This window comes from Dyella acidiphila (assembly GCF_014863405.1).
GTDB classification, from domain to species: Bacteria; Pseudomonadota; Gammaproteobacteria; order Xanthomonadales; family Rhodanobacteraceae; genus Dyella_B; species Dyella_B acidiphila.
In genome coordinates this window covers 656,189-682,191 of the sequence record NZ_JACZZA010000001.1, presented here as the reverse complement: position 1 = coordinate 682,191, position 26,003 = coordinate 656,189, and the positions used below count along the sequence as shown (strand labels likewise).

The following is a 26,003-nucleotide window of genomic DNA, read 5'->3' as shown; positions in this document are numbered from 1 at the left end:
TTAAGTGTTACAAAGTTTCATTTCGGCTATGGCCTGGACCCTGGCCTTTTCCATCGCGGCCCCCACGGCCGGACCCAGCAGCCCCTGGGCGACAAAGGGCGCGGCGGTAATGGCCGCGGCCGCCTCGCGCGCCCGCTGCAGCCAATCCGCCTGAGGGTAGTCGCTCTGCGCCTGGCCGAGCCGGCCGCGCTTGTCGGCCATGCAGGCCAGCAGGAAGGTTTGCAGCCGTTCCGGCCGGCGCAGGGCATCCAGGGCGATGAGCAGCTTCAATACCGTGGCCGGGCGCAGTTCCAGTGCGCGGTGCGCGTTGAGGTGCTCGCGGCACACCAGTTCGGCCAGGGCGGCATATTCGGTAGGCACTTTCAGCCGCGTGGCCAGTGCGCGCAGCGGTTGCACGCCGCGGTGCTCGTGGCCGCGGTGGCTGGGCAGTTCCGCGGCTGGCGTGAGCGCCTTGCCCAGGTCGTGGGTGAAGGCGCAAAAGCCGACCAGGTCGTTGCCGGGGGCGAGCTGCGCGGCGGCGTCCAGGGTCATTTCCAGGTGTATGCCGGTGTCGATTTCCGGGTGGTATTCCGCGCGCTGTGGAATGCCGTACAGCGCATTCACTTCGGGGAATAGCACGGCCAGCGCGCCCGCCTCGCGCAATACGCGCAGGAACGCCGAAGGCTGCGCTTCGCCCAGCGCCTTGCGCGTTTCCGCCCAGACGCGCTCGGGCACCAGATGATCGACTTCGCCCTCGCGCACCATCTGTTGCAGCAGCGACATGGTTTCCTCGGCCACGCTGAAGCCGAGCGGTGCGAAACGCGCGGCGAAGCGCGCCACGCGCAACAGGCGCACGGGATCTTCCACGAATGCGGGCGATACATGCCGCAGCACGCGCTGCTCCACGTCACGCACGCCGCCATAGGGGTCGACCAGATTGCCGTGCTCGTCCTCGGCGATGGCGTTGATGGTGAGATCGCGCCGGGCCAGATCCTGCTCCAGGGTTACCGCGGGATCGGCATGGAAGGCAAAGCCGTGATAGCCATGCCCGGTCTTGCGCTCGGTGCGCGCCAGCGCGTACTCCTCGCCGGACTGCGGATGCAGGAACACCGGAAAATCCTTGCCGACCGGTTTGTAGCCCCGCGCAAGCATCTCCTCGGGACACGCGCCGACCACCACGTGGTCACGATCGACCACTGGCCGTTCGAGCAATTTGTCGCGGACGGCGCCGCCAACCAGATAAGTGCGCATCGCTGCATTTTGCCACGCCAGGCTGCACGCGCCTTGCGCGGCCGGGTCAGTGGCGGCGGAAGGCCTGGCGCGCCGCGTCCAGGCGCCGCTGGCGCGGCGGCCCGTGGATCAGCCGCGGCAGCCACGGCGTAAAGGGTTGCGGCACGATGCCGAGCGCGGCATAGCCGTCCACTTTGCCGACCGAATCGGTGCGCAGCGAAAGAAAATTGTCGGGCGAAAATGGCTTGCCGGGCAGCAGGCCGGCCACGTGTGCCTGCAGCCGGCCAAGGCTGTCGGGCAGCGGCAGAATCATGCTGCGCAGACCGGCGGCGGTGCGGATCGCGGCCACGATCTCGCCCAGGGTCAGCACCTGCGGACCGTACAGTTCGAAACTGCGCCGGCTCGACCGCCTGTCGTCCGCGATGCAGCGGGCCAGTGCTTCGGCAACGTCGCCGGCGTAGGTGGGCGCCATGCGCGAGCCGGCGCGTGCCAGCGGCAGCACCGGCAGCTTGCGCAGCAGGGCGGCGAAGCGCGTCACCAAACCATCGCCCACGCCGAAGATCACGCTGGGCTGATAGAGCGTCCAGTCCAGCGAAGATGCCTTGAGCAAGGTCTCCGCTTCGCCGCGTGTCTTGAGATAGCGCGAGAGTCCCTGGCCGGCCTTCAGCGAGCTCATCTGGTGCAGGCGGTTTACGCCACTGGCCTTGCAGGCATCGATCAGCCGTCGGGTCAGGTCGATATATACGCGCTGGAAGGTATGGCGCCCCTGCGGATTGAGGATGCCGATCAGATTGACCACCGCATCGGCGCCTTCCAGCTGCGCGCGCAGCACGGCATCGTCGTAGACGTCCGCGCTGCGCACACTCACGCCGGGTAGTACCGCCAGCTCGCGGTGCGCTTCGCGATTGCGCGAAAGCAGCACCAGGCGATGGCCGTCCGCCGCCAGCCGCGGCACCAGATAGCTGCCGACGAAACCGGTTCCGCCGAGTATCACGATGCGCTTGGCTGTCATGCCGGAAGCCCTTCGAGTCAGTGTGCCGGTTCCGCTGCGGCCTTGGTGCTGGAGGATGCCGCAGCCCTGGCGGGTACCGACGCCGCTACGGCCGGTACCGATGATGCAGCGGCGGGCGGCGGTGCCGGGCAGGTCATGTCCTTGCGTGCAATGTTTGCATCTGGACGGCTATACGGCTGGCCGATCGGCGTCATGCGGGTGGAGATCGGGGCGGCACTGCCGTGCAGGCGCCAATCATAGATCGCGCTGTAGTACATCACGCGTGCCACGTATTCGCGGGTTTCCTTGAACGGCATGCTGGCCACGAACAGGTCGGGCGGCAGGCTGGAGCGCGCGTCCAGCCATTGCCCTACGCGTGCCGCGCCGGCGTTGTAGGCGGCGCTGGCCAGCCAAGGGGCGCCGTTGAAACGCCCGGCCATCTGGGCCAGGTAGCGCGTGCCCAGCTGGATGTTGACGGCGGGGTCGTACAAGCTGTCGCCGCCGCTCCAGGGTAGGCCGTTGCGGCGCGCCACATCGGCCGCGGTGGCAGGCACCAGCTGCATCAGGCCACGGGCGTTGGCGCCCGACTGCGCGTCGCTCACCCAGGCGCTTTCCTGGCGCAGGATGCCGTAAGCCCAGGCCGGATCGATGCCGGCCTGCTCGGCCTGCGCGACCATGCCGTCCTGCGGCACCAGCGGGAAGCGCAGCGTGTAGAAGCTGAGTGCCGGACCGTTGTTGAAGGTGAAGATGGCGCGGTCGTACCAGCCGCGCGCATAGGCGATGTTCACCGCCTGGCGCAGCGTTGCGGGATCCGCATTGGCCAGCGCCTGGGTCCACTCGCGCCGCGCCTGCTTGAGCAGGCCCACGGCAAACAATTCCAGGGCGCGCTGCATGCCCGGGATCGCCAGCACCGCCTGCTCGCCTTGCTGGTCCACCGCCGGCTGCCGCACGCATAACGCGTAAGGCGAGCCTTGATGATCGGCGGCGAGATAGCCGAAGTAACTGGATTGCTGCGCGGCTGCCGCGTAGGCGGTCTGCGCTTCGCTCGAGCGACCCAGTTCGCTCAGGGCACGCGCACGGAAATACAGCCACTCGTCATTTTGCTGCTGCGTGGGCGACAGCGCATCGAGCGCGGCCATCACTGCAGTCCAGTTCTGCTCGGCCAGCGCAACGCGTACGCGCCATTCGCGGCTGATATCGGTCTGCGCAGACGGTGGCAGGTTGATCAGGCGCGCCAGCGCGTCGCTGTCGTAGTCGGTGGCGTGGAACAGCGCCAGCGCATTGAGAATGCTGTCGCGCTGCGTGGGCGTGAACGCAAATTGCCCCTGCAACTTCTGCCAGGCTGCGTCCGCGGCAATCGACTGGCGCCGCGCAAGCCGCACCAGCGCCAGCGTCGCCGCCTGCCTGGAACGGGTGGTATTGGGCCAGCTGGGAGCGGCAGCGGCGGCCGAGGCAGGATCGTTCAGTGCCTGCGCCAGCCGCTGCGCAACCTGGGCGTCGTCCGGGGACAGCCACTTCAGCAGCGCGGAAATGCTGCTGCCCTTGCCGGCATCGGCGGCGATATCGATCCGCGCCCACAAGCGTTCCTGCGTCAGCAGGCCCTGATCGTGCGCAGCCTGCAGCACGGGGTCGCAGGCGGACGGCAGGGTGGGTTCGGTCCACAGGGTGGCCAGATCCTTGTTGAAGTCCAGCGGGGCGCTTCCGGCCAGCTTGGCCTGCAAGGCATCGCAGGTCAGCGTGTCGCCGAGGCCGGGCTGATACATCGCCTGGAAATTGTCCCAATCTTGCCGCCGCGCCAGCTCCTGCAGGAAATGACGGCGCAGATCGTCGCTCGGTATCAGGTCCGGATATTGACGCAGATAGGCTTCGACCGTGGGACGGTCGATCAGCTGGATATCGTGCTCGAGCGCGGCTGCCTGCAGATAGGGATAGATCGGGTAGTCGTGCAGGCCGGTGGCCAGTGCGCGCCAGCTGTCGCCGCCCTGGCTGGCTGCCGCATAGGCTTGCTTGAACGCGGCGCGTTGCGATTCGAGGGCGGCGGTGTCGGCGGCGGTCTGGGCAGTCGCCGCGCCGACCAGCATCCAGCCGGCAAACACGGTCAGCAGACGGCGGCCTAGGCGCGTTACGGCGTGCGGGGCCATGGAAACTCCTGCGGGCAATCCGGGCGAAGTGTAATCGATGGCTTCGGATCGCCCTGAACAATCCGTTAGTTTCGCCGCGACGCCGTGCAGAATGAGTGAGAGTATCGACTACGGGCAGGCTGCTAAGCTTGCGCGTTCCGGTCATTTGCATTGAAGCAATCCGCATGCTGCCAGCATCCAAGAACATCGCCCACTACGGACTCGCCTGGCTGGTGCTGGTACTGGCGCCGTTGGCCGGCGCGTTCTGGTGGTGGAACATCGGCAGGCCGGTGGTGTTGCCGGATGCGCCGTCGGACCGGATCGCCTGCGTCTCGTATGCACCGTTCCGCAAGCTTGGCGAAACGCCCTACGACATTCACTTCGTGATGACGCCGGAACGCATCGACGAAGACCTGCGTGCGCTGTCCAAGCGCTTCGACTGCGTGCGCACGTATTCGCAAAGCAATGGCCTGAGCGCCGTGCCGGCGATCGCCGCGCGCTATCACATGCAGGTGCTGATGGGCATCTGGCTCAGCAGCGTCGAAAAATACAACGCCAACGAAGTGGCCCAGGGCATCGCCACCGCCAACGCCAATCCGGGCGCGATCCGCGGCATCATCGTCGGCAACGAGGTATTGCTGCGCGGCGAGTTGTCGCCCAAGCGGCTGACCGAATACATCCAGACCGTGCGCGCGGCCACGCCCAAATCCATTCCGGTGACGTATGCCGATGTGTGGGAGCGCTGGCTGAAATATCCGCAGATGGCCCAGGTGGTGGACTACGTCACCATCCACATTCTGCCGTACTGGGAAGACAACCCGGTAAAGACGGTAGATGCCGTGCAGCACGTGGAAGACGTCTATGCGCGCATGCAGAAAGTATTTCCCGGCAAGCAACTGATGATCGGCGAAACCGGCTGGCCCAGTGCCGGACGGCTGCGTCGTTCGGCCGAACCCAGCATCGTGGACGAGGCGTTGTATCTGCGCGATTTCCTGCGCTACGCCGCTACCGTGAACATGCCTTACAACGTGATCGAAGCCTTCGACCAGCCATGGAAGCGTGCGCAGGAAGGCACGGTTGGCGGCTACTGGGGCATTTTCGATTCGCAGGCGCGGCCGAAATTCCCGATGCGCGGACCGGTAACCGAGGAGCCGCGCTGGTGGCTGGGCTGGTTGGCCGGGGCGATCGGCGCGGTGCTGTTTGTGTTGGCCGGCATGCGCGCACGCCAGTGGCGCGGCGCGAAGGGCTGGCTCGCATTGTTGCTGGGCGGCTTTGCAGCGGGTACGTCGGCGGCGTGGCAGCTGCGCCAGATGAGTTATGCCTGTACCGGCTGGGCGGACTGGCTGTTGTCGTCCGCCTGCCTGCTCGGTGCGCTATGCGTCGCGGCGGCGCTGATGCGGCGGATCGCCTCGCAATTGGCCGATCATCGCGATCATTCCGAACCCGCTACGTGGTGGCGCTTCGGATCGCTGTTTGCACTGGTGCTGTACGACATCCTGATGGCGTTCGACGGACGCTATCTGGATTTCCCGATGGGTTTGTTCCTGCTGCCGTGCGTCGCCTACGCCGTGTTCGGCTTGCTTACGCACGAGCAGGCGATGCCTTCGGCGGAGCAGCGTTTCATGGCCTCTGCGGGCGTGCTGCTGGCGATCGTGCCGGTAGTGGCCGAAATGGGCATGAGCAAGGTGGCGTGGCTATGGCTGGGTGTGAACCTGGCGATCGCCGTGCCGGTACTAATTGCCTGGCGCTGCCATGCGGTTTATCTGAAGACGCAGCAGGCGTAGGCAACCGATCAGCAGCGCCACCGCACCGGCGTAATAGCAGTACAGGATCAGCGCGAACATGCCCAGCGCTGCCGCCAGCCAGGCAACGAAGGTCTTTTTGAACAGCAGCGCCAGCGCGGTCGCCACCAGCGCGACAATGCCGAAGCCATAGGTGTTGAAGCCAAACACGATAAACGTACGCACGCCGCACGATGCGGGCTTGTGGACGTCGTCGCACAAGTGCGCCATGGCTGCCTGTTCGACAAAGCCGTAGCGCAGCCACGCGCTGAGCAGTCCGATCAGGGCGATCAGCAGCCAGGGCAGGATGGTGGGAGTCAGTCGTTTTGCGGTCATCGCGTTGATCTGTGGGAAGCGGCGGGCAACTGGATTTCCGCAGCGAGCGCAAGGTGATCGGAGAAGGCCTGCGGAAGCGTCCACACCTTTTCGATATGGATTTCCGGTGAAACCAGGATATGGTCCAGCGCGCGCTTGGGTTTCCAGCTGGGAAACGTTAGCACGGGATGCACCGGCGGCTGCAGGCTGCAGCGTTCGAATAGATGTTGCATTTCCGGGCTGTGCGCGTCGGTGTTGAGATCGCCCATCAGCACGGCATGCGGATGATCCTGCAGTACTTCGGCAATGAAGCCGAGCTGCTTGGCACGCGCCTGCGCACTCAGCGAAAGATGCGCAATCATCACCGCCAGCCCGTTGGCGTCGGCGCCGAAACGTGCCAGCAGCGCGCCGCGGCCGGGAATGCGGCTGGGCAGCGGATAATCGATCACCACCTGCGGCTCAAGCCGGCTGATCAGTCCGTTGGCGGTATGTGAAAGCTGCGCCAGCGGGCGGTTGGGCTGGTGGCTCCAGTACGGCATGCCGGAGGTCTCGGCCAGATAGCGCGTCTGGTTGAGGAAGCCCGAACGCAGGCTGCCGGCATCGGCTTCCTGCAGGCCGATGACGTCGAACTGCGGCAGCAGTTCGGCCAGGCGGTCGAGGTTCTCGAGCTTGCTGCGTCCGGGCAGCACTGCATTGATGCTGCGTGTCACGTACTGCCGGTAACGCTGCACGCTGGCGCCCGCCAGGATGTTGCAGCTCAACAGGCGCAGCCGTTGCTTGGCAGGGGCGCGGGTCATGGGGGCGAACGTTACATGTTTTGCGGTGTCGTTCATATGAACGACACCGACGCTTTGCGCTTACTTGCCCTTGGCGTTCAATTCCTGCTGAGCCAGCCACTTGGTGAGGGCGACGAGCTGCGGGAAATCCTTGATGTTGTTGCTGCGGTACTTGCCGTCGACCACGATGGTCGGCGTGCCGTCCACGCCCCAGGCCTGGATCAGGGCGAGATCCTTCTTGATCTGCGCATCGATTTCCGGCGAGGTGGCGATCTTCAGGAACTGCTCGCGATTCACGCCCTGGCTGGCGTAGAAACTGGCGATTTCATCCATCGAGTTGATCGGGTACTGGTCCTTGAACTTCTTGTCGAACAGCAGATCGTGCGTGCGATCGAGCACGCCCATCTTCTTGGCCGCGTAGTAGCCGCGTGCAAACGGCACCCAGCTGTCGTTGAACGGTGCCGGCACCAGCTTGAACTCCACGCCTGCGGGCAGCTCCTTGCGCAGCTGGTCGACGTAGGGCGAGAACTCGGCGCAATGGATGCAGGCGTAGGAGAACACCTCCACCACTTCCACTTTGCCGCTGTTGCTGACGCGCTGGTACGGCGCGGGCAGGGTCACGTATTCGTTGCCGTCGGTGAACGGGGCCTGGGCCGAGTCGGTACCGGCAGCGGTGCAGGCGCTGGCCAGCAGCAGGCCGCACAGCAAGGCGGCGGAACGGAAAGAGGGGAGCTTGAACATGGTCGTTGTGCCTGGGGCGTATCGGCGTTAGTGGGGTCTGCAAAACTAAAGCGCCCGGCGAACCGGGCGCTGGCGGAAGCGGGTTATTTCCCGGCGGCTTCCTTGGCGACGAGCCATTTGGCCAGTTCGATCGCCTGCGGGTATCCGCCGGCACTGCCCGGGGTATAGCGGTACTTGCCATTGACGATGATGGTGGGCGTGCCGTCGACGGCATAGGCCTTCACCATGTCATCGGCGCGCTTCATCTGGGTGTTGATGCTGAAGGAGTTGGCCACCGCCACAAATTCCTTCGGATCCACGCCGTACTTGGCGTAGAACTTGGCCACGTCGTCCAGCGTCGGCCACGCCGACTGCGGCTTGGGACGGCCGGTGGTCAGGTCGTCGGAAGCCAGTTCGCCGGTTTTCCACACGGCATCGAACATGGCGTCCTGGGTCTTTTCCGCCACGCCCAGCGCCTTGGCGGCGAAATAGGCGCGCTGGAACAGCGGGAAGTTCTCGTCCGGACGGAACGACACCGGCAGATAGGTCATCTCGGCATTGGCCGGCAGCGCCTGGGCCAGCTGGTCGGCGGTGGTGTGGAAGGCGTTGCAGGCAGGGCAGGCGTAGGAGAACGCCTCGGTCACCACGATCTTGTTCGGGTCGGTGGTCGGCTGGGCCGGGTCGATGGTGAAGTAGTTCTTGCCTTCCACCCACTTGCCGTCGTCGACGAAGGGCGTGGCCGGCGCGGCGGGCTTCTGGGCGGCCGCGCTGGTGCCGGCCGCGGCAGGTGCGGCTGCGGTGCCGGCGGCTGCCGGGGTCGCTGCTGCGGTGGATGCCGGTGCCGGCGTGGCGGCCGTGGCCGGGGCGGCCGGAGCTGAGGTCTGGGCAGGCGCCGGTGCCGCCGGCTGGGCGGCGTTGTTGTCGGAGCCGTTATGGCTGCAGGCGCTGAGCGCGAGCAGGGCCGTACAAAGGAAAGTCAGACGCTTCAGCATGGCTGGCCTCAGGAGGGGAAAAGCGAGAGAGCCTTGGACAACATGACCGGCCAGAAGTTACGGCGATGCAGACACAGAGGCGTTGTTGTCGGCGACGTGCAGGCCTTCGATGTAGCTGGCCAGCGCGGCAATGTCCTGTTGATCGAGCTTCTTGGCGATGGTCGGCATGATCTGCGCATGCGGCTCGCTGCCCCAGCTGACGCCATCGTGGAAATCCTTGAGCTTGGCTTCCACGTACTGGGCGTGCTGGCTGGTGAGCTGCGGATACATCGCGCCCGGGTTGCCGCGACCGTCGATGGCGTGGCACGCCATGCAGGCGGGAATGCCGCGCTCCGGATCGCCCTGGCGGTACAGCTTCTGGCCACGGTCGACCAGCGCCTGGTCGGCCACGCCCGGCAGCGAGCGCTTGCTGGCGAAGTAGGCGCCGATGTCGCGCATGTCCTGGTCGGCCAGCGGGGTGGCCATGCCCAGCATCACCGGGTTCTGGCGTGCGCCCGATTTGAAGTTGTGCAGCTGGTGCGCAATGTACATTTCGTGCTGACCGGCCAGCTTCGGATACTGCGCGTCGCTGGAGTTGCCATCCATGCCGTGGCAGGCGCCGCAGGCGGCGGCCTTGGCCTGGCCGGCGGTGGCGTCGCCCGGCTTGGTGGCGGCCATGACGTGGTCATCGGCGGCGGCCGCCGCAGGTGCCCCCGCGGCCGGCGCGCTGCTGCTGGCGACAGCAGGGTTGGCGGCCGTGGAGGCGGAGGCAGGGGCGGCCGCTTTGGGCGCCGCCGGAGCTTTGGTGTTCTGCGCAAGAACCACGCCGGCAGAGAGAGCAAGAACCAGGGCGACTGCATTCACGACAGCGGGCCGAGTACCGGCGAGCCGAAAACTCATACACTTGCCTCCAGGAAATACTGCTACGAATGTTCGGTACGCACCCTCAGCGACCGTGATTGGCAGAACCTTGGGATACTCTGATCAGAGCTCCCGAATTATCACCACGCCATCCTAACCGGTCAAACCACGACGCATGAGTTCCAATCCGTTGCAAGGCGCGCAATTTGTGCTCGCCGCCCACCGCATCAATCAGCTGCCGGCCGACGAAGGGGCGGAAGTTGCATTCGCCGGCCGTTCCAATGCAGGCAAGTCCAGCGCGCTCAATGCGCTGACCGGCCACAAAGGGCTGGCGCGCACCTCCAAGACGCCGGGGCGCACGCAACAGATGGTGGCGTTCTCGCTGCCGCCGATCGTGCACGGCGAAGCGCTGCCTGCACTGGAGGCGCGCCTGATCGACCTGCCCGGCTACGGCTATGCCAAGGTGCCCGAAGCCCTGCGCGAGCACTGGCGGCACGAGATTGATCGCTATCTGCACCAGCGGCGCAGCCTGCGCGGCGTGGTGCTGATCGTGGATATTCGCCATCCCCTGAAAGAATTTGATCGGATGATGCTCGAGTTCTGCCTGGATACCGAGCTTGCCTGCCACGTACTGCTGACGAAAGCGGACAAATTGTCGCGGAACCAGGCCAGCCAGTCTCTTGCCGCACTGCGCAAGGAACTGCCGGTGGGCACGCCGGCCACGGCGCAGGTTTTTTCATCCGCCGACGGCACCGGGGTGGAGGATGCCCGCGCCGCGGTAATGCGGCTGCTGGAAGGCAACATCCGCACCAAGAACATGGCCGAGCGCTAGCCGCCCGGCGCGTGCTCAGGCGTGCGCGTTCACCGCGCGCATGAACACCTCGCACAAGGCTTCCATGCCGGCGCGGTCTTCCTCGTCGAAGCGCGCCACCGACGGGCTGTCCACGTCCCATACGCCCAGCAGGCTGCCATCGGCCTTGACCAACGGCACCACGATTTCCGATTGCGAGGCCGCATCGCAGGCGATGTGCCCATCGAAGCTGTGCACGTCGCGGATCACCTGCGTTTCACGCGTTTGCGCTGCAGTGCCGCATACGCCGCGGCCCAGCGCGATACGAATGCACGCCGGCTTGCCCTGGAACGGACCGACCACCAGCTCGGTGCCGTCATACAGATAGAAGCCGGCCCAGTTCAGATCCGGCAGGCTGTGGAACAGCAGGGCGGAAAAATTCGCCGCGTTGGCGATCAGGTCCGGCTCGTCGGCCAGTATGCCCTCGGCCTGCTGGACCAGGTCGGCGTAGAGCTCATGCTTGCTGCCGGCGGAGGCGGTCTTGATCTCGAACATGGCGGGCGATCCGATTTGCAAAGGCGAATGCCCTAAAATGGGACGTCAGGTGCCTAGGCACAAGGGGAGTCAGCAAACATGAGCGAACCGGACGAGTCCGCGCACGTCGGGCGGGTCGAGGCGCATCGCCTGGATGGATTTATCGATGCGGCGTTCGCGTTCGCCGTAAGCGTGATGGCGATTGCCGGCGCGGAAGTGCCGCACAGCCTGCACGATCTGATGCTGGCGCTGGATCGCATTCCGGGCTTCGCCTGCAGCTTCGCCACCCTGATGCTGTTCTGGCATCGGCATGTGCGCTGGCGCGATCGCTTCCGCTTGCATGACAGCACCAGCATTCGCCTGAGCCTGATGCTGGTGTTCTTCGCGCTGATCTTCGTCTATCCGCTGGACATGCTGTTCCAGGCGCTATTCAGCACCTTGTACGACGCCTACACGCACACCACGCTGCCCAACGAGCCGGAGATCGGCAGCGTGCGCGAATTGAAAGCGCTGTTTATCTGCTATGCGTTGGCCTATGCCTGCATGGCCGGCTGCCTGGCGCTGCTATACCGGCACAGCTTGCGCCACGCGTCATCGCTTTCGGCCCGGCAGCGCATTGAGGCACGCGAAACGTATTACGTGCAGATCGGCTCGGTGTCGGTGGCATTGCTTTCCCTGCTGGTGACCTTGCTGTTGCCGGCGGTCAACAATGGCCTGTGGGATTCGCTGCCCGGCATGGCCTATGTCTTGCTCACGCCGGTCTACGGTTTTACCGGGCGCTGGTCCCGGCGCGCATTGGCGCAGATCGCGTGAAGACCGCCCTGTTTGTCGCCGGTACCGATACCGGCATCGGCAAGACCCATTCGGCGTGCAGCTTGATTCACGCCTTGCGCGCAAACGGACGCACGGTGTGCGGGATGAAGCCGGTTGCCAGTGGCTGCGTTGAAACTCCCGACGGTCTGCGCAACGAAGATGCGCTCGCCTTGCTGGAGGCTACCGGCTTGCCGGCGCCTGCTTACACCGAGGTCAATCCGCTGGCCTTGCGCGATCCGTTGTCGCCGCATCTCGCGGCGGCGCATGAGGGTGTGACGATTGCACTGCCGCCGCTGCGTACCGCCTTCGATGCATTGAGCGCGCGCTACGACACCGTGGTAGTCGAAGGCGTAGGCGGTTGGCGCGTGCCGCTGGCGGCGGAGCTGTTTGCGTCGGATATCGCCCGTTCCTGGAATTTGCCGGTAGTGCTGGTGGTGGGCCTGCGTCTAGGCTGCCTCAGTCACGCTTTGCTGACCGCGGAAGCCATTGTGGCGGACGGTTGCCGGCTGGTTGGCTGGATTGGGAACCGTGTCGATCCGCAGATGGCCGCGGTGGAGGAGAATATCCACACGCTGCGCACGCTGCTGCCGGCACCATGCCTGGGCATCCTGCCGCATGGTGTCGCGCCGGCGTCGGCCGCCAATCTGCTCGATTGCGCAGCGCTCGCGCTTTGAAGCACAGGAACCGGGACCGGCGGATCGGTGCCCGATGCATACGGTCAGCCAACGGGAGCTTTTATGACCAACCGCAGCCGCTACTACATCCAGATCCAGGATCTTGCCCATGCGCGCGGCGCGCAGGCTGCGTTGAGCTATGACGGCGCCGGTCCGAACGACTTCGCGGCGGCGCTGCAGGAAGCCTTGCGCAGCCCGCTGCTGTTTCAGCGCTGGCGTGCCTTGCAGCCCGATCCGGATGACGTCGACGAGCGGCTTGGGCTGACCGATCAGCTGGCCAGCGTAAGTGCCAAGGCGGTGGATCTGCATACCGAAGTGGAAGTGGTCAGCAGCCTGCCGATGAGTATCGTGCGCCAGCGCCTGAACTGGTTGATCGGTGCACAGTGGCAGTTGCACGACGTACGCCCGGCCTGAGCTCGCGTTGAAAAACAAAAAGCAGCTGTGCCTGCGCACAGCTGCTTTTTTTTGTCGACCGACGGAATGCGCTGCGGTCAGTGATCGCGCTGCTGAATATGATCGGCCAGCCACAGCAAGGCATCGGCATGGCCGGAAATGCTGCGCGCGGCGTTGCGCGCTTCGTCGAACAACGCATGCGCGCGCTGCTGCGCCTGCTCCAGGCCGAGCAGGGACGGGAAGGTGGATTTGTGCTGTGCCAGATCCTTGCCGGCGGTCTTGCCGAGTGTGGCGGTGTCGGCGATCTGGTCCAGTACATCGTCCTGGATCTGGAAGGCCAGCCCGATGCAGCGTCCGTAATGCTCCAGGGTGTTGCGTACCGTTTCCGATGCGTTCGCTGCAATGGCGGCAAGCTGGCAGGTAACCAGGATCAAGGCGCCGGTCTTGCGCGCATGCAGCGATTCGAGCTGCGCGAGCGTCAGCGTCAGGTTCTCCGACGCCATATCCACCGCCTGGCCGCCGACCATGCCGAGCGAGCCGGCGGCGAGGGCGAGTGCGCGGATCATCTGCACTTTCTGTGCATCGTCCAGTGCCGCAGAGATGGCGAGCACTTCGAACGCCGAAGTCTGCAGCGCGTCGCCGACCAGGATGGCGGTGGCTTCGTCGTAAGCCTTGTGCACGGTCGGACGTCCGCGGCGCAGATCATCGTTGTCCATGCCAGGCAGGTCGTCGTGCACCAGCGAATAGGCGTGGATCAGTTCCACCGCACAGGCCGCCGCATCCAGGCGCTCGGCATCGACGCCCAGCGTTTCGCCGGCTGCATACACCATCAGCGCACGCAGATGCTTGCCGCCTTCGCAGGCATAGCGGAGTGCTTCGTGCAGGCGTTGCGGATCGGTGGAAGCGGGCGGCAGGATGGCATCCATGCTGCGCTCCAGCCGCTGCAGATAGGCGGATACGCGGGTATCGAAGGCGGCGGTGGTGGAAGTCGAGCTCATGCAAGGTCCGGGCAGGGTGCAGTAATCGGGCGATTTTAACATCGCGGGCAGCGCTATCGCCTGTGCGCCATGGTGTATAGCGTCGGCATAAACGGCGAGGGGCGGGCAAGACCCGCGTCTTGCCCGCCCCTCGGTATGGCAGCCGTACCGCAGCTCAGGCTTCGCGGTACCAGAGCAGGATCACGCCCACCAGCATGAAGCAGATCGGCCATACCCAGCCGGCGATGCGGCCGCCACGACCGGGCAGGCGCAGTTCCAGCCAGCGCGCCCAGCCTGCCGCCACGCCGGCCAGCGCCAACGGGGTATGGGTCAGCTCGATCAGCAGCTGATCCTTCACATTGGAAATCTGGTGGCTGTGGGTCAGCAGCATCGCGCCGCCCACCGCCACCAGCAGCGGAAACACCAGCGCGGCCTTCTGATTGCGCAGATGACCGGTGCGCACGGCCCACTCGAATACCCCGAACAGGATGATCAGCGCCACGAAGAAGCGATGCTGCGCCACTTCCACGTCGCGCCATGCCACCCAGAATCCTTCGCTGCCCATCGGCCACACTTCGGGATCGGAGCGCACCAGCAGGAAGCCGGCCATCAGCAGGAACAGCAGCGGCCAGTGTTTGAGCCATCCCACGCCGGCGCGATTGAGCAGGGCCAGCAGGCCGATCAGCAAGACGAAGATGCCGGCCCAGTGATGGTTGTATTCGGACCAGGCGATATCGTCGGCATTGCGCGGCGGCAATACGCCCGAGCCCGGCACGTTGGCCTGTGCCGCGGCCTGGCCGCGCTGTTCGGCTTCCTTGTTCAGGCCCGCCTGCATTTCCGAGATCGCGAGTTTGTCGTGATCGGGCGAGCTCAGGCGCGGCCATGCCGGCGCGTTGCGCACAGCGATTTCGTGCAGCGTGACGCGGTCGGCGGTGAGGTCTACCGCCGGCGGCACCGAGGTCAGCGATGCGGCAGCGAAGAAGATGGTGAAGCCGATGCCGATTTCCACTTCGGCGAAGCGGCGCAGGCGGATCACCGAGGTGTCCTGGTTCTTGCGCAGACGCTCGGTCACCATCAGGTTGCCGGCGCCCAGCGCGAGCAGGGCGAGGAACATGGCGATCTTCGCGCCAACCATCACGCCATACGCGGTGCCGTAGAAGCCCTGCACGCTGCCGATATAGAACAGGCTCATCACCGCGCCGGATATCACGATGCTGGCCACGCCGATCATCGACATGCGCGAAAAGCGCGCGCCGACCAGGCGCCAGCTGTTGCTGTCATGCAGCCGGCCCAGCGCCAGCACGAAGCATGGGATCGCACCTACCCAGATGGCTGCGCCGAACTGATGCAGGCCTTCCACCAACAACAGCAGCATGTTGTCGCTCAGGCGCGCATAGGCGTGGGTGGTGAAGGTGGCGGCGGTCAGTTCCGCCGCGCCGATCAGCAGCGGCAACAACGCCGACAGCGGACTGGCTGCCACGCGCTTGCCCAGGCACGGAATCAACAGCAGCGCGCAGAGGATCTTGACCGTGCCGGCGATCGCGAACGGCGCCTGCATCACGTCGAAAAAGCCCAGGTCGACGGTGGACATCACCACCGCCACTTGCAGCCCGACCCCGGCGATTTCGGCCAGCACCAGGCCGATCGCGCTATAGATAGTCAGGCGCGTGATGCGCTGTTCCAGGTCGGCGCCTTGCTGCAGCAGATGCGCAAACGGGCGTGCCAGGAACACCAGAAACAGAATGCCGCCCAGCGTCATCGACTGCGCGACGATGGTGATGCCGTGCAGGATGATGCTCAGGTAGCCGAAGATATCGACGAGTAGTTCCACGAGGAATTGCTCAGGATGGGAAGCGGTCGAAGTGGGTCATCCCGATGCCATGCACCGGGATGACAGTGGGCAGCAGACGACGTGCTTACTTCACCGTAAACGGCACGTCGCCGCGGGTGATATGGCCGTCCAGCGCCAGCGCTTGCCAGCGAATGGTGTAGCTGCCCGGCGCGAGATCGGCGCTGGTATCCAGTTCGTTGGGCTTGCTGCCGTCGGTGACGATGGTCAGCACGCTCTCGCTCTTGTCGGCCTTGACCAGGGTGATGCGCGAGCGGTGCTGGTCGATCTTGCTGTTGTACTTGAACACCATCGCCACATGGCCGGCGGCCAGCGTGCCGTTCGGCTTGGGGGTGCTGTCGGTGAGGATGGCATGGGCGGATGCGGACATGCTGGCCACTGCGCAGACCGCAGCAACCACGAAGCTTCCAATATGACGACGCAGGGACATCAGCGAGTTCTCCGGTAGGACATTGCCGCGGTCGCGGCGAAACGAAAAAACGCGACTTACTCCGGCCACGCCAGCGCGGGGCCGGCGACCTTGGCGGCGGCGCGCAGGGCCAGGGTGGCGCGTTGCATGCGCGAGTATAGACGGGGCAGGTCGGCCAGCACCGACGGGTGGCGGCACAGGGCGGCAAGCAGGCCAAGCGTGCGCGGGCGTCCCCAGGCGTCGACGCTGTCGTTCAGGGCGGCCGGAATGGCATCGCCGGCTTCGTCGACGATGGCGCGCAGCACCAGCAAGGGCAGCCCGCGCTCATGCGCGACGGCGGCCACGGCGGCGCTCTCCATATCCACCGCCAGCGCGGCGCAGCGCGCATGCGCCGCGGACTTGTCGGCGGCGGTCAGCAGCGGTGCCCGCACGCTGAGCAAGGCGCCGTCCGCATGCAGTGGCAAACCGATGCCATGCAATTGCCGTTGCAGCCGTGCATGCCAGCCCGCATCCACCGCATGGACCTGGCCATCCTCATCTAGCACTTGCCGGGGGCAATGCAGCGCGCCGTTGCGCAACTGGCCATTCAAGGCGCCGGCGACGCCGAACACAGCCAGCGCCTGGGCGCCGGCATCAGCTAATCCTTGGGCGGCGCGGCGTGCCGCGCTCGGCCCCATGCCGCTCAGCCACAACATGGCGCCGGTACCGAGCGGCGTGCTGCGCTCGGTCTGCACGGATTGCGGGGTAAGCGTCCTGGCTTCGGAGGCCAGCGCCACCACGACGCCGACCGCGCCGCTGGCTGGACGCTGGCTCAAGCGGCGGCCGACTGCTGCAGCTGGCGGTAACGGGACAGTGCCCACAGCGGGAAATACGCCGTGTAGCCGTGGTACTTGAGGTAGTACACGCGCGGGAAGCCGGGCGCATTGTGCGAGGGGTGGTACCACAAGCCTTCCAGCGCGCCATCGGCCTGCTGATTGGCCAGCAGGAAGGCGATGCCGCGCTTGACCGAATCGGCCTGCACCTCGCCGAAGGCCAGCTGCGCCAGCAGTGCCCAGGCGGTGGTCTGCGGCGTGCTCACGCCGTGGTTGCGGCCGCGCAGGGCCGGATCGATGTAGCTGTCGTTGGTTTCGCCCCAGCCGCCGTCGGCGTGCTGGCGCGAGCGCAGCCAGTCGATTGCCTTGCGGATATAAGGCTGGCGCGAATCCTCGCCGGCCAGCGCCAGGCCGGCCAGCACGCTCCAGGTGCCGTAGATGTAGTTGCTGCCCCAGCGGCCCCACCAGCTGCCGTCTTCGAGCTGGGTGCTGCGCAGGTAGTCGATGCAGCGGCGCAGGCTGGCCTCATCCTGCGGGCGCGCCAGCACGCCCAGGCAGGCGGCGACGCGGCCGGAGACATCCTCGGTCGGCGGATCAAGCAGGGCGCCATGATCGGCGAACGGGATCGCGTTGAGGTGGTAGTGCGTGTTGTCGGCATCGAACGCGGCAAAGCCGCCGTTCTTCGACTGCAGGCCGATCATCCAGTCCATCGCGCGGTCAGTGTTGAAGCGATGGCGTCCCGATTCGCCGCGGCGGCGATCCTGGATATGCAGCAGCGCCGCGACGACCGCGGTGTCGTCAATATCGGGGTAATAGGCATTGTTGTACTGAAACGCCCAGCCGCCCGGCGGCAGGTCCGGCGCCTGCACGGCCCAGTCGCCCTTGAGTTCCAGCTCCTGCTTGGAGATCAGCCAGTCGCAGGCCTGGGCAATGGCGTCCTGGGTGCCGGCGTCCTGGCTGGTATGCATCAGGGTCAGCGCGCTCCACACCGTGTCCCAGATCGGCGACACGCAGGGCTGGCAGTACGCGGTCTGGTGATCGCGATGCACGACCAGCTTCTGGATCGAACGCAGGCAGGTCTCGCGTACGGGGTGATCCTTGGGATAACCCAGCAAGGTCATCGCTTCGAGGCAGTTGACCATCGGCGGAAAAATCGCGCCGATGCCGTCTTCGCCGTTCATGCGCGGCAGGAACCACGCCACTGCCTTGTCGATCGCATGCTGGCGCAGCTTGCGCGGGATGAAGCGGTCGGCGAAACGGCCGAGCTTGTCCAGCGCGAGGAACGTGCGGTTGAGCAGGCCGCCGCGCAGGAAGTAGTGGTGCTCCTGCTCGGGCGGCGTGACGAACAATTCGCGAATATGGATCTTGCGCGGATTGATCGCCTTGGCCTTGAGCGAACACAGGACGGTCAGCGGCACCAACGTGGTGCGCGCCCAGTACGACATCTTGTCGATGTGGAACGGAAACCAGCGCGGCAGCAGCATGATTTCCACCGGCACGTACGGTGTGGCGCGCCAGGGCACCTGCTCGAACAGCGCCAGCAGGATGCGCGTGAATACGTTGGCCTTGGCCGCACCGCCGCGCGCAAGAATGGCTTCGCGTGCGATCCGCATGTGTTCGGCGTCGGGACTGTCGCCGGCTGCCTTCAGGGCGTAATACGCCTTCACCGTGCCGGACAGATCGAGTTCGCCGCCGTAGTACTGCGCCCAGCCACCATGCCCATGCCGTTCTTGCGTGTCGCGCAGATAGCGCGCCATCTTCGCCTGCAGCACCTCGTCGATCTCGTCGAGGAAATGCATCATCAGGATGTATTCGGCAGTGATGGTGCCATCCGATTCCAGCTCGAAGCACCAGTGACCGTCCGGCTGCTGGCGCGCCAGCAAGGCAGCGCGGCCGCGTTCGATCGCTTCGTCCAGGCCGTGGCTCTGGAGGGACTGCAGCAGATCGTTGGCGGCGTCGGCGGTCAGGGGCGTCGAAGCACTCATGGATGATGCACTTCTTGCGCATCCGCCGTTTCGCGCCAGGCGATATCGGCGATATGCGGGATCGAACGCTTCGGCCAGGTGCGCGCAGGCGTGGACGGTTCGCTCCATTCGGCGGTGAGCGGCGTCAGCGGCAGGCCGCGTGCGGTTACCGCGAACAGCCAGCGCAATGCGCCGTTGGATTTGCCGAACAGCTTGGTGAACAAAATGGTGCGCGCGACGGCCTTGCGCGAAATCTTGATCTGCGTGCCGGCCGAGAAATCCAGGTTGTTGCGCAGATTCTGCAAGGTGAGCAGGGCCATGCCGATCGCCCACAGGCAGAAGCGGCGCACGCCGGCGTGGCGCGACGGAAGCAGCAAGGTGTAATCCAGCGCCTGGCGCAGATGCGCATGCGCAATGCCGACCAGCTCCGACATGGTGGCGGCATAGCCGGCATTCTGCTTGCCGGATTTGAGCTCGCTCAGCTTGATGCCGTGGCGCGCAAACATGTCCTGCGGCAGCCAGCAGGCACCGCGCGTGCGGTCTTCCCACTGGTCCTTGAGGATGTTGGTCATCTGCAGGCCCTGACCGAAGGACACCGCTAGGCGCAGCATGGTGTTGCGATGCGGAGCCAGCGCCGGTTCGAAATCGACGAACAGCTCGGTCAGCATTTCGCCGACCACGCCGGCGACGCAGTAGCAGTAGCGATCCAGATCGTGCAGCGTGGGCAGGCCATGCAGGCCGGCCTTGCGCTGAAATTCGTGCATGCCGTGCGACATGATTTTCAGGCACTTCACGATCGAGGCCTGCTGTGCCGGTTCGAGGCTGCGCGTGACCTCGAGCACCAGCGGCAGCCGGCGCATCAGGTCGCGCTCGGCTTCCAGCGTTTCGTTCGACAGCAGCGGCGCGACGTCGTCGGCCACTTCCTGCGCATCGGTGTCGCCCGTGACGGCATCGACGAAGGCATTTTCGAAACTGCGCTTCTGTTCGGCCGACAGTGCCGGCTCGTCTTCGATGGTGTCAGCGATGCGGCAGAGCAGATAGGCGTTCGCAACCGCGCGACGCAGTTCCGGCGGAAGCTGCGGGATGGTCAGCGCGAAAGTACGCGACACCTTGGGCAGGATCGCATCCTGGTAGGCGTCGGCCTGGTCGCTGCCAGCGGGGGCGGGGGCAGTGTTGAATTCGATCATTGGCATGCCTCAATCCGCGGAATTATGACACACCAATACGGGTACGAATTCAGAACGCGGCCGCTATTTGAAGTTCCAGGCCCCTGGTGGAACTGCAAGGGCAGCTGCGCGCACGTGCTGGCGTGGGGCTGGCAGGGTGGGGTGAGCATGCCCAATATGCTGAAGCAGCAAGCGGTTTTCGTCCATAATTGCGTGATGAGAATCCTGCTTTTTTCGGCGCTGCCGAACATTTCCGCACCCTTTCCGCCTGTCGCATGCCGGCGGGTTTTGCTGTGAGGGCGCTGGTTACCGGGGCCACCGGATTCGTCGGATCGGCCGTGGCCCGCCACTTGCTGCGCAATGGCCATCGCGTGCGCGTGCTGGCACGTCCGGGTTCCGATCGCCGCAATTTGCAGGGACTGGACGTGGAAGTGGCCGAAGGGGACCTGACCCGGGCCGCCTCACTGCTGCCGGCCTGCGAAGGATGTGATGCACTCTTTCACGTAGCGGCGGACTACCGCCTGTGGGCGCCGGATCCAGGCGAACTGTATCGCGCCAATGTGGACGGCACGCGTTCGATTCTGGAAGCTGCGCGAAAGGTTGGCGTGCCGCGGATTGTCTACACCAGCAGCGTGGCGACCCTGGGCATTCCCAAGGACGGCACGCCGGGCAGCGAAAGTACGCCGGTGTCGGTCGAGGACATGATCGGCCACTACAAGCGTTCCAAGTTTCTGGCCGAGGAAGTGGCCCGGCAGTTTGCGGCGGAAGGGACGCCGGTAGTGATCGTCAATCCGTCCACGCCGATCGGACCGCACGACATCAAGCCCACGCCCACCGGCCGCGTCGTGCGCGATGCGATGGCCGGGCGCGTGCCGGCCTATGTCGATACGGGCCTGAACATCGTGCACGTGGACGACGTGGCGCACGGGCATTGGCTGGCGTTCGAGCGTGGCGTGGTCGGTGAGCGCTATGTGCTGGGCGGCTACGACATGAGCTTGCGCGAAGTGCTCACCGAAATTGCCGATATCGCCGGGCGCTCGCCGCCGAAAGTGCGGCTGCCGCATGGCGTGGTGATGCCGATTGCCTATATCGCCGAAGCATGGGCGCGGCTCACCGGCATGACGCCGATCGCCACCGTCGAAGAAGTGCGCATGTCGAAGAAGCGGATGTTCTTCAGCAGTGCCAAGGCGCAGCGTGAATTGGGCTATACCGCGCGGCCCGCGCGACAAGCCCTGGAAGATGCCGTCGCCTGGTTTCGCAGCCTGTAGGTTGGGTTAGCGCAGCGTAACCCAACAGATCTCCATCGAAGCAAACATCGTTGGGTTACGCTGCGCTAACCCAACCTACGCGGGTGGCGTTGCGGTTTATTTGCGCTGCTTGCGCTTCTCGAAGAACTTCAGCACCGGCAGCGCGCACTTCACCATGAACGGCATCGTGGTCGGCCGCAGCAAGCGCTGATCGTAGCCGGCGAAGCGGCGATCGTTTTCGCTCAGGCACCACTGCATCAGCTGGGCCACGCTCAGATCCTGCTCGGTCACCGACTGCGCACCGTTGACGGTGAAGTTATTGTCCTGCGCCTGTTCGTTGCCGTCGGCATCCAGGCTCTTGGCCAGGTCCATGCGCTCCATGCCGAGGAAGCACCACACGCGGAACACCTTCCATTCGAAGGCGATGCGCTGGAACAGGTTGAGCTTGGCGCGATGCCAGGCGACCCAGTTGGCGAACAGCAGGATATGCCGGCATTCCTCCTGCATCACCGGTTCGAAGGTGTCGATCAACTCGGGCGGAAACAGGCCCGAGTCGTGCGCCACCTTGAACAGGCCGAAGGCGAAAAAGCTGTCGATGCACTCGCTGTAGCCGGTCACCAGATAAGCCCATTCCGGATCCTGCGGGTATTCGTAGGGCGGCTCCGGCACCAGCGGAATCTGATAGTGCTGCACCATCTTGGACAGCACTTGCTTGTGGCGATTTTCTTCCCACGCATTCTGCGCCAGCGCGTTGCGGATCTCGGGATCGGCGATGGTGCGCGCATAGGCGGCCATGCGCAGGCGAGCCTTGCCCTCGGTCTGCACGGCGATATCCCAGATCGGCAGCGAGGTGATGCGATGCAGGGCTGCGTCGTCCAGCGTCGGCCACTTCAGCACCGACGGACGATACGGATTGAAGGTCTCGGCGAACATGCGGCACATCATCTGCTTGTGCAGATCCGAGCCGTACTTGATGCGCTGATTGCCGGCGCCCGACCAGTGGCGGGTGCGTGCCTCGGACGCGGCGATGGTGGCCGCATCCGGTTCGCCTTCCGGCAGCACCGGTTCGTGATAGCCGGGCACCAGGGTGGCGGTGTCAAAGGCTTCGTGTTGGAGCGTCATCGATCGTTCTCTATCAAATGGGCGGCTGGCCGGAGCCGGCGCGTGCGGACGAGCCCGCATACAGGCGCCGTGCTTCGGCCCACTGCCAGGAAATCAGGGCGGGCACGCCAAAGCCCACTTCGCGCATACGCTTGACCAGCGACAGCGCGACGCTGGCCTCGGGCGGCAGCCCGATCATGTTGCCGAACAGCACCAGGCCGCCTTCTTGCACGCCGAGGCCGGCCGGTACCACGAAAATGATATGGCGCAGCGCCTGGGTCACCGCTTCGATCGCGATGGCATCCCACACGCTGATCGGATAGCCAAGCAGATGCAGCGCCAGCCAGGTCTCGAAGCTGCCCACCACGTAGCCGACGAACTGCCAGGCGCAAGCGACGACCAGGCGCAGCGGGCGCGAATACTGTGCGCGGACTTCCAGATCCAGGTTGGCGCCGTCGATCAGCTCGGTGAGCTTGGAGCGGCCGCCGAGCAGTTTCTCGGCAAAGGTTTCCAGCCGGGAAAACACCTTGCCGTGGCGCAGCAGGATGATCAGGAAGATCGGTAGCGGCAGGCTGGCGCCCAGGGCGGAAATCACCGTGCTGAAAGCACTGATATTGCTGGTCAGCTCGATCAGCAGAATGATGCCCAGCGCCGTGAACAGATACTGGTTCACCAGCGTGAGCAGCACTTCCATGATGATGCTGGCCGCGGCGGCGGCACCGCCGATGCCGCGCCATTTCACCAGCCGGATACCGATGATTTCGCCGCCGATATTGGCCACCGGCAGCAGGCGATTGCTGGCTTCGCGGATCGAGGCGACCCAGAACAGGAACGGCAGCGTGGCCCGCCGGTGCGGATCGCGCGGCGCGATCAAGACGCGCCAGGCAATGACATCCAGTACCAGCGGCAACACATGGAACGGCAACAGCCACAGCAGCTGCCAGCCGGCATGGTCGATTGCCGTGGCAATTTCGCCCCAGCCCTGATGTGCCACCAGGGCGATGGCCACGGCCAGGCCGAGCAGCCCGGCGATATAGCTGAAAAGCTTCATGCTCATGCGGTGGCCGCCGCGGGGTCGGCAAAGCCGTTGCACAGCTGATAACGCGCGTCGATCGCTGCACGCACGCGCGGCGACAGCAGGGCGGCCAGTTCGTCGGCATGACGATAGTCGGCCATGCTTGCGGTAAGCCGGCCATGCGATGCAGGGTGCAGATAAACCTCCGACAAGCCTTCCGGCAATTGCTGCAGCAGTTCCAGCATCACCGCCTCGTCCATGCCGCCGCTGTGGCGCAGGCCGAAGACGTGATCGTTGTGCGCGACGCCGGCCTGATCCATGCGCCAGCGCATCAGCGCCAGCCACGGCCGCAGCCACGGACCCATGCCGGGTTCGGCAGGCAGGCGGATCGCGCGCAGGCCGTATTCGCGGCCGATCTCCAGCATCATCGACAGAATCGTCGGATGCAGATGGAAATGCTTGTGCGCGTTGACGTGATCCAGCGGCAGGCCGGTAGCGGCAAAGGCGGCGAACTGCGCGCGGATTTCGTCGGCCAACTGGCGGCGCACATGCGGCAGGAAGAAGAAACGGAAACCGTTGCGCACCATGTCCGAATTGAACATGCCTTGCCCGTCCACCAGATCGGGAATGCGCGTAGGCGGCAGCATGGCGCGGCCGTCCGCAAGCACCAAATGCAGACCCACCGCGAGGCCGGGATTGCGCTTGGCGCGCGCTACGGCATCGGCAACAGCGGGTGCAGCGACCATCAGGCTGGCTGCGCGCAGCACACCGTCGCGATAGCCGTGTTCCACCGCTTCGTTGACGGCATCGTGCAGGCCGAAATCGTCGGCGGTGACGATCAGGCGCGGGCGATCAACACCCTTGCTCCCGCTCCCCTCTGGGGAGAGGGTTGGGGTGAGGGGGCGTTCTTGCCTTGCTGATGATTCAGAGCGCGATGTCATTGGAAGAGTGAGGCAAGCCGTGGCCCCTCACCTCAATCCTCTCCCCGGCGGGGAGAGGAGGCGAATGCGGCTCGCTGCGCTCGCATTTTGATGATTGAAGGTCAGGCCTCGTGCGCACGCAGGAAGCGGAAGAACTCCACGCCCTCGCGCAGACGACGCTTCATCATGTCCCAGCTGGTGAGCATTTCCTTGACGATTTCCCAGATCTTCGACGGGCGGAAGTAGAACGCGCGATAGAACTTTTCCACGCCGTGGAAAATGTCCGCCTTGGACAGATGCGGGTATTCGATCAGGGCCAGCTGCACGCCCTTGTCGTTGACCAGGTTGACGGCCTCGTTTTCCTGCAGCCAGTTGTTCTCCACCGCCTGCTTGTACAGCGCCGTGCCCGGATAAGGGGCGGCCAGCGACACCTGGATGGTGTGCGGATTGATTTCCTTGGCGAACTGGATGGTCTTGTCGATCGTTTCCTTGGTCTCGCCCGGCAGGCCGAGAATGAAGGTGCCGTGGATGGTGATACCCAGCTTGCGGCAGTCTTCGGTGAAGCGGCGCGCGATGTCGGTGCGCAGGCCCTTCTTGATGTTGTGCAGGATCTGGTCGTCGCCCGACTCGTAGCCCACCAGCAGCAGGCGCAGGCCGTTGTCCTTCATGATCTTCAGCGACTCGTACGGCACGTTGGCCTTGGCGTTGCACGACCAGGTCCAGCCCATTGCGCCCAGGCCGCGCGCGATGTCGTGCACGCGATCCATGTTGGAGCTGTCGGTGAAGGTGTCGTCGTCGAACATCAGCTCCTTCACTTCGGGCATGTTCTCCTTGATCCACTTCGCTTCGGCCAGCACGTTGGCGGCCGAGCGCGTGCGATAGCGATGACCGCCGACGGTCTGCGGCCACAGGCAGAAGGTGCACTTGGAGCGGCAGCCGCGGCCGGTGTAGATCGACACGTACGGATAGTTGAGATAGCCGATGAAGTAGTTGCTGATCTTCAGGTCGCGCTTGTAGATCGGCGCCACGAACGGCAGGTCGTCCATGTTCTCGATCATCGCGCGCGGCGGATTGTGCTGCACGCTGCCGTCGGCCAGGCGATAGCTGATGCCGGTGATGCTTTCGAACGGACGGCCTTCGGCCACTTCCTTGCAGGTGTAGTCGAATTCTTCGCGGGCGACGAAGTCGATCGCCGGCGAGGCGGTGAGCGAGCTGGTCGGATCCACTGCGACCTTTGCGCCTACCAGGCCGATCAGCACGTTCGGCTTGCGCTCTTTCAGCAGCTCGGCGAACTTGGCATCGGTCGGGAACGACGGCGTGCTGGTGTGGATGATCACCAGCTCGTACTGCTCGGCGATCTTCAGGCTGTCCTCTACCGAGATTTCGTCGGCGGGCGCATCGAGCACGCGCGAATCGGGCACCATCGCAGCCGGTTGGGCCAGCCAGGTGGGGTACCAGAAGCTCTTGATTTCGCGCTTGGCCTGGTAGCGCGAACCGGCGCCGCCATCAAAGCCATCGAAAGAGGGAGCTTGCAGAAAAAGCGTTTTCATTACGAAGGACTCCTGCGAAGGCACATCACCGTGCCCGGGGACAGC

At 65.1% G+C, this 26,003-nt stretch carries 25 protein-coding genes; 6 read left to right on the top strand and 19 right to left on the bottom strand.

Features of this window, described 5'->3' with window-relative positions:
* From IGX34_RS03125 to IGX34_RS03115, 3 genes are read right to left on the bottom strand one after another with little or no spacing between them, the layout of a single operon-like run.
* On the bottom strand, positions 1 to 1,230 hold the full coding sequence (locus IGX34_RS03125; protein ID WP_192554192.1) for a multifunctional CCA addition/repair protein: 1,230 nt from the start codon (positions 1,228 to 1,230) through the stop codon (positions 1 to 3).
* A 46-nt stretch (positions 1,231 to 1,276) separates the two neighbouring features.
* Complete coding sequence (locus IGX34_RS03120; protein WP_192554191.1) at positions 1,277 to 2,221, bottom strand: complex I NDUFA9 subunit family protein; 945 nt, start codon at positions 2,219 to 2,221, stop codon at positions 1,277 to 1,279.
* 17 nt (positions 2,222 to 2,238) lie between these two features.
* Positions 2,239 to 4,341 (bottom strand): transglycosylase SLT domain-containing protein, encoded by a 2,103-nt coding sequence (locus tag IGX34_RS03115; protein WP_192554190.1) that lies wholly within the window; start codon positions 4,339 to 4,341, stop codon positions 2,239 to 2,241.
* Positions 4,342 to 4,505: 164 nt separating this feature from the next.
* On the opposite strand from IGX34_RS03115, the gene IGX34_RS03110 reads away from it, so the two are divergent.
* A complete protein-coding gene (locus IGX34_RS03110) occupies positions 4,506 to 6,104 on the top strand; it encodes a glycoside hydrolase family 17 protein (RefSeq protein WP_192554189.1) in 1,599 nt (532 codons plus the stop codon).
* On the opposite strand, the gene IGX34_RS03105 is transcribed toward IGX34_RS03110, so the two are convergent.
* The 5 genes from IGX34_RS03105 to IGX34_RS03085 all read right to left on the bottom strand — a co-directional run bounded on the left by IGX34_RS03105 (position 6,054) and on the right by IGX34_RS03085 (position 9,783).
* Positions 6,054 to 6,437: a hypothetical protein gene (locus IGX34_RS03105; RefSeq protein ID WP_192554188.1), complete on the bottom strand. Its 384-nt coding sequence runs from the start codon at positions 6,435 to 6,437 to the stop codon at positions 6,054 to 6,056. The two genes, IGX34_RS03110 and IGX34_RS03105, sit on opposite strands and share 51 nt — an antisense overlap.
* Positions 6,434 to 7,213 carry an endonuclease/exonuclease/phosphatase family protein gene (locus tag IGX34_RS03100; RefSeq protein WP_192554187.1) on the bottom strand — a complete coding sequence of 260 codons (780 nt, stop codon included), beginning with the start codon at positions 7,211 to 7,213 and terminating at the stop codon, positions 6,434 to 6,436. The genes IGX34_RS03105 and IGX34_RS03100 overlap by 4 nt, the downstream gene beginning before the upstream one ends.
* 60 nt (positions 7,214 to 7,273) lie before the next feature.
* Positions 7,274 to 7,933 (bottom strand): thiol:disulfide interchange protein DsbA/DsbL, encoded by a 660-nt coding sequence (locus IGX34_RS03095; protein ID WP_192554186.1) that lies wholly within the window; start codon positions 7,931 to 7,933, stop codon positions 7,274 to 7,276.
* Positions 7,934 to 8,016: 83 nt separating this feature from the next.
* The gene (locus tag IGX34_RS03090) at positions 8,017 to 8,904 is read right to left on the bottom strand and encodes a thiol:disulfide interchange protein DsbA/DsbL (protein ID WP_192554185.1); all 888 of its coding nucleotides are present in this window, start codon (positions 8,902 to 8,904) and stop codon (positions 8,017 to 8,019) included.
* Positions 8,905 to 8,961: 57 nt separating this feature from the next.
* Positions 8,962 to 9,783 carry a c-type cytochrome gene (locus tag IGX34_RS03085; protein WP_192554184.1) on the bottom strand — a complete coding sequence of 274 codons (822 nt, stop codon included), beginning with the start codon at positions 9,781 to 9,783 and terminating at the stop codon, positions 8,962 to 8,964.
* A gap of 136 nt (positions 9,784 to 9,919) precedes the next feature.
* Between IGX34_RS03085 and yihA the strand changes: the two genes are divergently transcribed.
* Entirely contained in the window at positions 9,920 to 10,576 is a 657-nt protein-coding gene (gene yihA / locus IGX34_RS03080) for a ribosome biogenesis GTP-binding protein YihA/YsxC (RefSeq protein ID WP_192554183.1), read from the top strand.
* Positions 10,577 to 10,591: 15 nt separating this feature from the next.
* On the opposite strand, the gene IGX34_RS03075 is transcribed toward yihA, so the two are convergent.
* Positions 10,592 to 11,089 (bottom strand): GAF domain-containing protein, encoded by a 498-nt coding sequence (locus tag IGX34_RS03075; protein WP_192554182.1) that lies wholly within the window; start codon positions 11,087 to 11,089, stop codon positions 10,592 to 10,594.
* A 78-nt stretch (positions 11,090 to 11,167) separates the two neighbouring features.
* Between IGX34_RS03075 and IGX34_RS03070 the strand changes: the two genes are divergently transcribed.
* The 3 genes from IGX34_RS03070 (at position 11,168) to IGX34_RS03060 (ending at position 12,969) form a co-directional block, all read left to right on the top strand.
* Entirely contained in the window at positions 11,168 to 11,881 is a 714-nt protein-coding gene (locus IGX34_RS03070) for a TMEM175 family protein (RefSeq protein ID WP_192554181.1), read from the top strand.
* The gene (bioD, locus tag IGX34_RS03065; RefSeq protein ID WP_192554180.1) at positions 11,878 to 12,555 is read left to right on the top strand and encodes a dethiobiotin synthase; all 678 of its coding nucleotides are present in this window, start codon (positions 11,878 to 11,880) and stop codon (positions 12,553 to 12,555) included. Before IGX34_RS03070 ends, bioD begins: the two co-directional genes overlap by 4 nt.
* A 63-nt stretch (positions 12,556 to 12,618) precedes the next feature.
* Positions 12,619 to 12,969 carry a hypothetical protein gene (locus IGX34_RS03060; RefSeq protein ID WP_192554179.1) on the top strand — a complete coding sequence of 117 codons (351 nt, stop codon included), beginning with the start codon at positions 12,619 to 12,621 and terminating at the stop codon, positions 12,967 to 12,969.
* 77 nt (positions 12,970 to 13,046) lie between these two features.
* Here IGX34_RS03060 and IGX34_RS03055 read toward each other — a convergent pair whose 3' ends face one another.
* The 6 genes from IGX34_RS03055 to IGX34_RS03030 form a co-directional block, all read right to left on the bottom strand.
* Positions 13,047 to 13,946, bottom strand: coding sequence for a polyprenyl synthetase family protein (locus IGX34_RS03055; RefSeq protein ID WP_192554178.1), 900 nt, complete (start codon positions 13,944 to 13,946; stop codon positions 13,047 to 13,049).
* 154 nt (positions 13,947 to 14,100) lie between these two features.
* Positions 14,101 to 15,756: a CopD family protein gene (locus IGX34_RS03050; protein WP_192554177.1), complete on the bottom strand. Its 1,656-nt coding sequence runs from the start codon at positions 15,754 to 15,756 to the stop codon at positions 14,101 to 14,103.
* Between the two features lie 85 nt (positions 15,757 to 15,841).
* Positions 15,842 to 16,204 carry a copper resistance CopC family protein gene (locus tag IGX34_RS03045; RefSeq protein ID WP_192554176.1) on the bottom strand — a complete coding sequence of 121 codons (363 nt, stop codon included), beginning with the start codon at positions 16,202 to 16,204 and terminating at the stop codon, positions 15,842 to 15,844.
* A 56-nt stretch (positions 16,205 to 16,260) separates the two neighbouring features.
* A complete protein-coding gene (locus IGX34_RS03040; RefSeq protein ID WP_192554175.1) occupies positions 16,261 to 16,998 on the bottom strand; it encodes a phosphorylase family protein in 738 nt (245 codons plus the stop codon).
* Positions 16,995 to 18,980: a squalene--hopene cyclase gene (gene shc, locus IGX34_RS03035; RefSeq protein ID WP_192554174.1), complete on the bottom strand. Its 1,986-nt coding sequence runs from the start codon at positions 18,978 to 18,980 to the stop codon at positions 16,995 to 16,997. Before shc ends, IGX34_RS03040 begins: the two co-directional genes overlap by 4 nt.
* The gene (locus IGX34_RS03030) at positions 18,977 to 20,152 is read right to left on the bottom strand and encodes a phytoene/squalene synthase family protein (protein ID WP_225737156.1); all 1,176 of its coding nucleotides are present in this window, start codon (positions 20,150 to 20,152) and stop codon (positions 18,977 to 18,979) included. Before IGX34_RS03030 ends, shc begins: the two co-directional genes overlap by 4 nt.
* A 248-nt stretch (positions 20,153 to 20,400) precedes the next feature.
* On the opposite strand from IGX34_RS03030, the gene hpnA reads away from it, so the two are divergent.
* Entirely contained in the window at positions 20,401 to 21,393 is a 993-nt protein-coding gene (gene hpnA, locus IGX34_RS03025; RefSeq protein WP_192554173.1) for a hopanoid-associated sugar epimerase, read from the top strand.
* Positions 21,394 to 21,489: 96 nt separating this feature from the next.
* Here hpnA and IGX34_RS03020 read toward each other — a convergent pair whose 3' ends face one another.
* From IGX34_RS03020 to hpnJ, 4 genes are all read right to left on the bottom strand, one after another.
* Positions 21,490 to 22,494: a ferritin-like domain-containing protein gene (locus IGX34_RS03020; protein WP_192554172.1), complete on the bottom strand. Its 1,005-nt coding sequence runs from the start codon at positions 22,492 to 22,494 to the stop codon at positions 21,490 to 21,492.
* Positions 22,495 to 22,507: 13 nt separating this feature from the next.
* Positions 22,508 to 23,530 (bottom strand): flippase-like domain-containing protein, encoded by a 1,023-nt coding sequence (locus IGX34_RS03015; protein WP_225737155.1) that lies wholly within the window; start codon positions 23,528 to 23,530, stop codon positions 22,508 to 22,510.
* On the bottom strand, positions 23,527 to 24,429 hold the full coding sequence (gene hpnK, locus IGX34_RS03010; protein ID WP_192554171.1) for a hopanoid biosynthesis-associated protein HpnK: 903 nt from the start codon (positions 24,427 to 24,429) through the stop codon (positions 23,527 to 23,529). Before hpnK ends, IGX34_RS03015 begins: the two co-directional genes overlap by 4 nt.
* A 101-nt stretch (positions 24,430 to 24,530) precedes the next feature.
* Positions 24,531 to 25,958, bottom strand: a complete 1,428-nt coding sequence (hpnJ, locus tag IGX34_RS03005; RefSeq protein WP_192554170.1) for a hopanoid biosynthesis associated radical SAM protein HpnJ — start codon at positions 25,956 to 25,958, stop codon at positions 24,531 to 24,533.
* Between the last annotated feature and the right edge of the window lie 45 nt (positions 25,959 to 26,003).

What these genes read in the sequence shown, in the direction of transcription:
- IGX34_RS03125 (WP_192554192.1), bottom strand. Translation starts at nt 1,230, where the DNA reads ATGCGCACTTATCTGGTTGGCGGCGCCGTCCGCGACAAATTGCTCGAA.
- IGX34_RS03120 (WP_192554191.1), bottom strand. Translation starts at nt 2,221, where the DNA reads ATGACAGCCAAGCGCATCGTGATACTCGGCGGAACCGGTTTCGTCGGC.
- IGX34_RS03115 (WP_192554190.1), bottom strand. Translation starts at nt 4,341, where the DNA reads ATGGCCCCGCACGCCGTAACGCGCCTAGGCCGCCGTCTGCTGACCGTG.
- IGX34_RS03110 (WP_192554189.1), top strand. Translation starts at nt 4,506, where the DNA reads ATGCTGCCAGCATCCAAGAACATCGCCCACTACGGACTCGCCTGGCTG.
- IGX34_RS03105 (WP_192554188.1), bottom strand. Translation starts at nt 6,437, where the DNA reads ATGACCGCAAAACGACTGACTCCCACCATCCTGCCCTGGCTGCTGATC.
- IGX34_RS03100 (WP_192554187.1), bottom strand. Translation starts at nt 7,213, where the DNA reads ATGACCCGCGCCCCTGCCAAGCAACGGCTGCGCCTGTTGAGCTGCAAC.
- IGX34_RS03095 (WP_192554186.1), bottom strand. Translation starts at nt 7,933, where the DNA reads ATGTTCAAGCTCCCCTCTTTCCGTTCCGCCGCCTTGCTGTGCGGCCTG.
- IGX34_RS03090 (WP_192554185.1), bottom strand. Translation starts at nt 8,904, where the DNA reads ATGCTGAAGCGTCTGACTTTCCTTTGTACGGCCCTGCTCGCGCTCAGC.
- IGX34_RS03085 (WP_192554184.1), bottom strand. Translation starts at nt 9,783, where the DNA reads ATGAGTTTTCGGCTCGCCGGTACTCGGCCCGCTGTCGTGAATGCAGTC.
- yihA (WP_192554183.1), top strand. Translation starts at nt 9,920, where the DNA reads ATGAGTTCCAATCCGTTGCAAGGCGCGCAATTTGTGCTCGCCGCCCAC.
- IGX34_RS03075 (WP_192554182.1), bottom strand. Translation starts at nt 11,089, where the DNA reads ATGTTCGAGATCAAGACCGCCTCCGCCGGCAGCAAGCATGAGCTCTAC.
- IGX34_RS03070 (WP_192554181.1), top strand. Translation starts at nt 11,168, where the DNA reads ATGAGCGAACCGGACGAGTCCGCGCACGTCGGGCGGGTCGAGGCGCAT.
- IGX34_RS03060 (WP_192554179.1), top strand. Translation starts at nt 12,619, where the DNA reads ATGACCAACCGCAGCCGCTACTACATCCAGATCCAGGATCTTGCCCAT.
- IGX34_RS03055 (WP_192554178.1), bottom strand. Translation starts at nt 13,946, where the DNA reads ATGAGCTCGACTTCCACCACCGCCGCCTTCGATACCCGCGTATCCGCC.
- IGX34_RS03045 (WP_192554176.1), bottom strand. Translation starts at nt 16,204, where the DNA reads ATGTCCCTGCGTCGTCATATTGGAAGCTTCGTGGTTGCTGCGGTCTGC.
- shc (WP_192554174.1), bottom strand. Translation starts at nt 18,980, where the DNA reads ATGAGTGCTTCGACGCCCCTGACCGCCGACGCCGCCAACGATCTGCTG.
- IGX34_RS03030 (WP_225737156.1), bottom strand. Translation starts at nt 20,152, where the DNA reads ATGCCAATGATCGAATTCAACACTGCCCCCGCCCCCGCTGGCAGCGAC.
- hpnA (WP_192554173.1), top strand. Translation starts at nt 20,401, where the DNA reads ATGCCGGCGGGTTTTGCTGTGAGGGCGCTGGTTACCGGGGCCACCGGA.
- IGX34_RS03020 (WP_192554172.1), bottom strand. Translation starts at nt 22,494, where the DNA reads ATGACGCTCCAACACGAAGCCTTTGACACCGCCACCCTGGTGCCCGGC.
- IGX34_RS03015 (WP_225737155.1), bottom strand. Translation starts at nt 23,530, where the DNA reads ATGAGCATGAAGCTTTTCAGCTATATCGCCGGGCTGCTCGGCCTGGCC.
- hpnK (WP_192554171.1), bottom strand. Translation starts at nt 24,429, where the DNA reads ATGACATCGCGCTCTGAATCATCAGCAAGGCAAGAACGCCCCCTCACC.
- hpnJ (WP_192554170.1), bottom strand. Translation starts at nt 25,958, where the DNA reads ATGAAAACGCTTTTTCTGCAAGCTCCCTCTTTCGATGGCTTTGATGGC.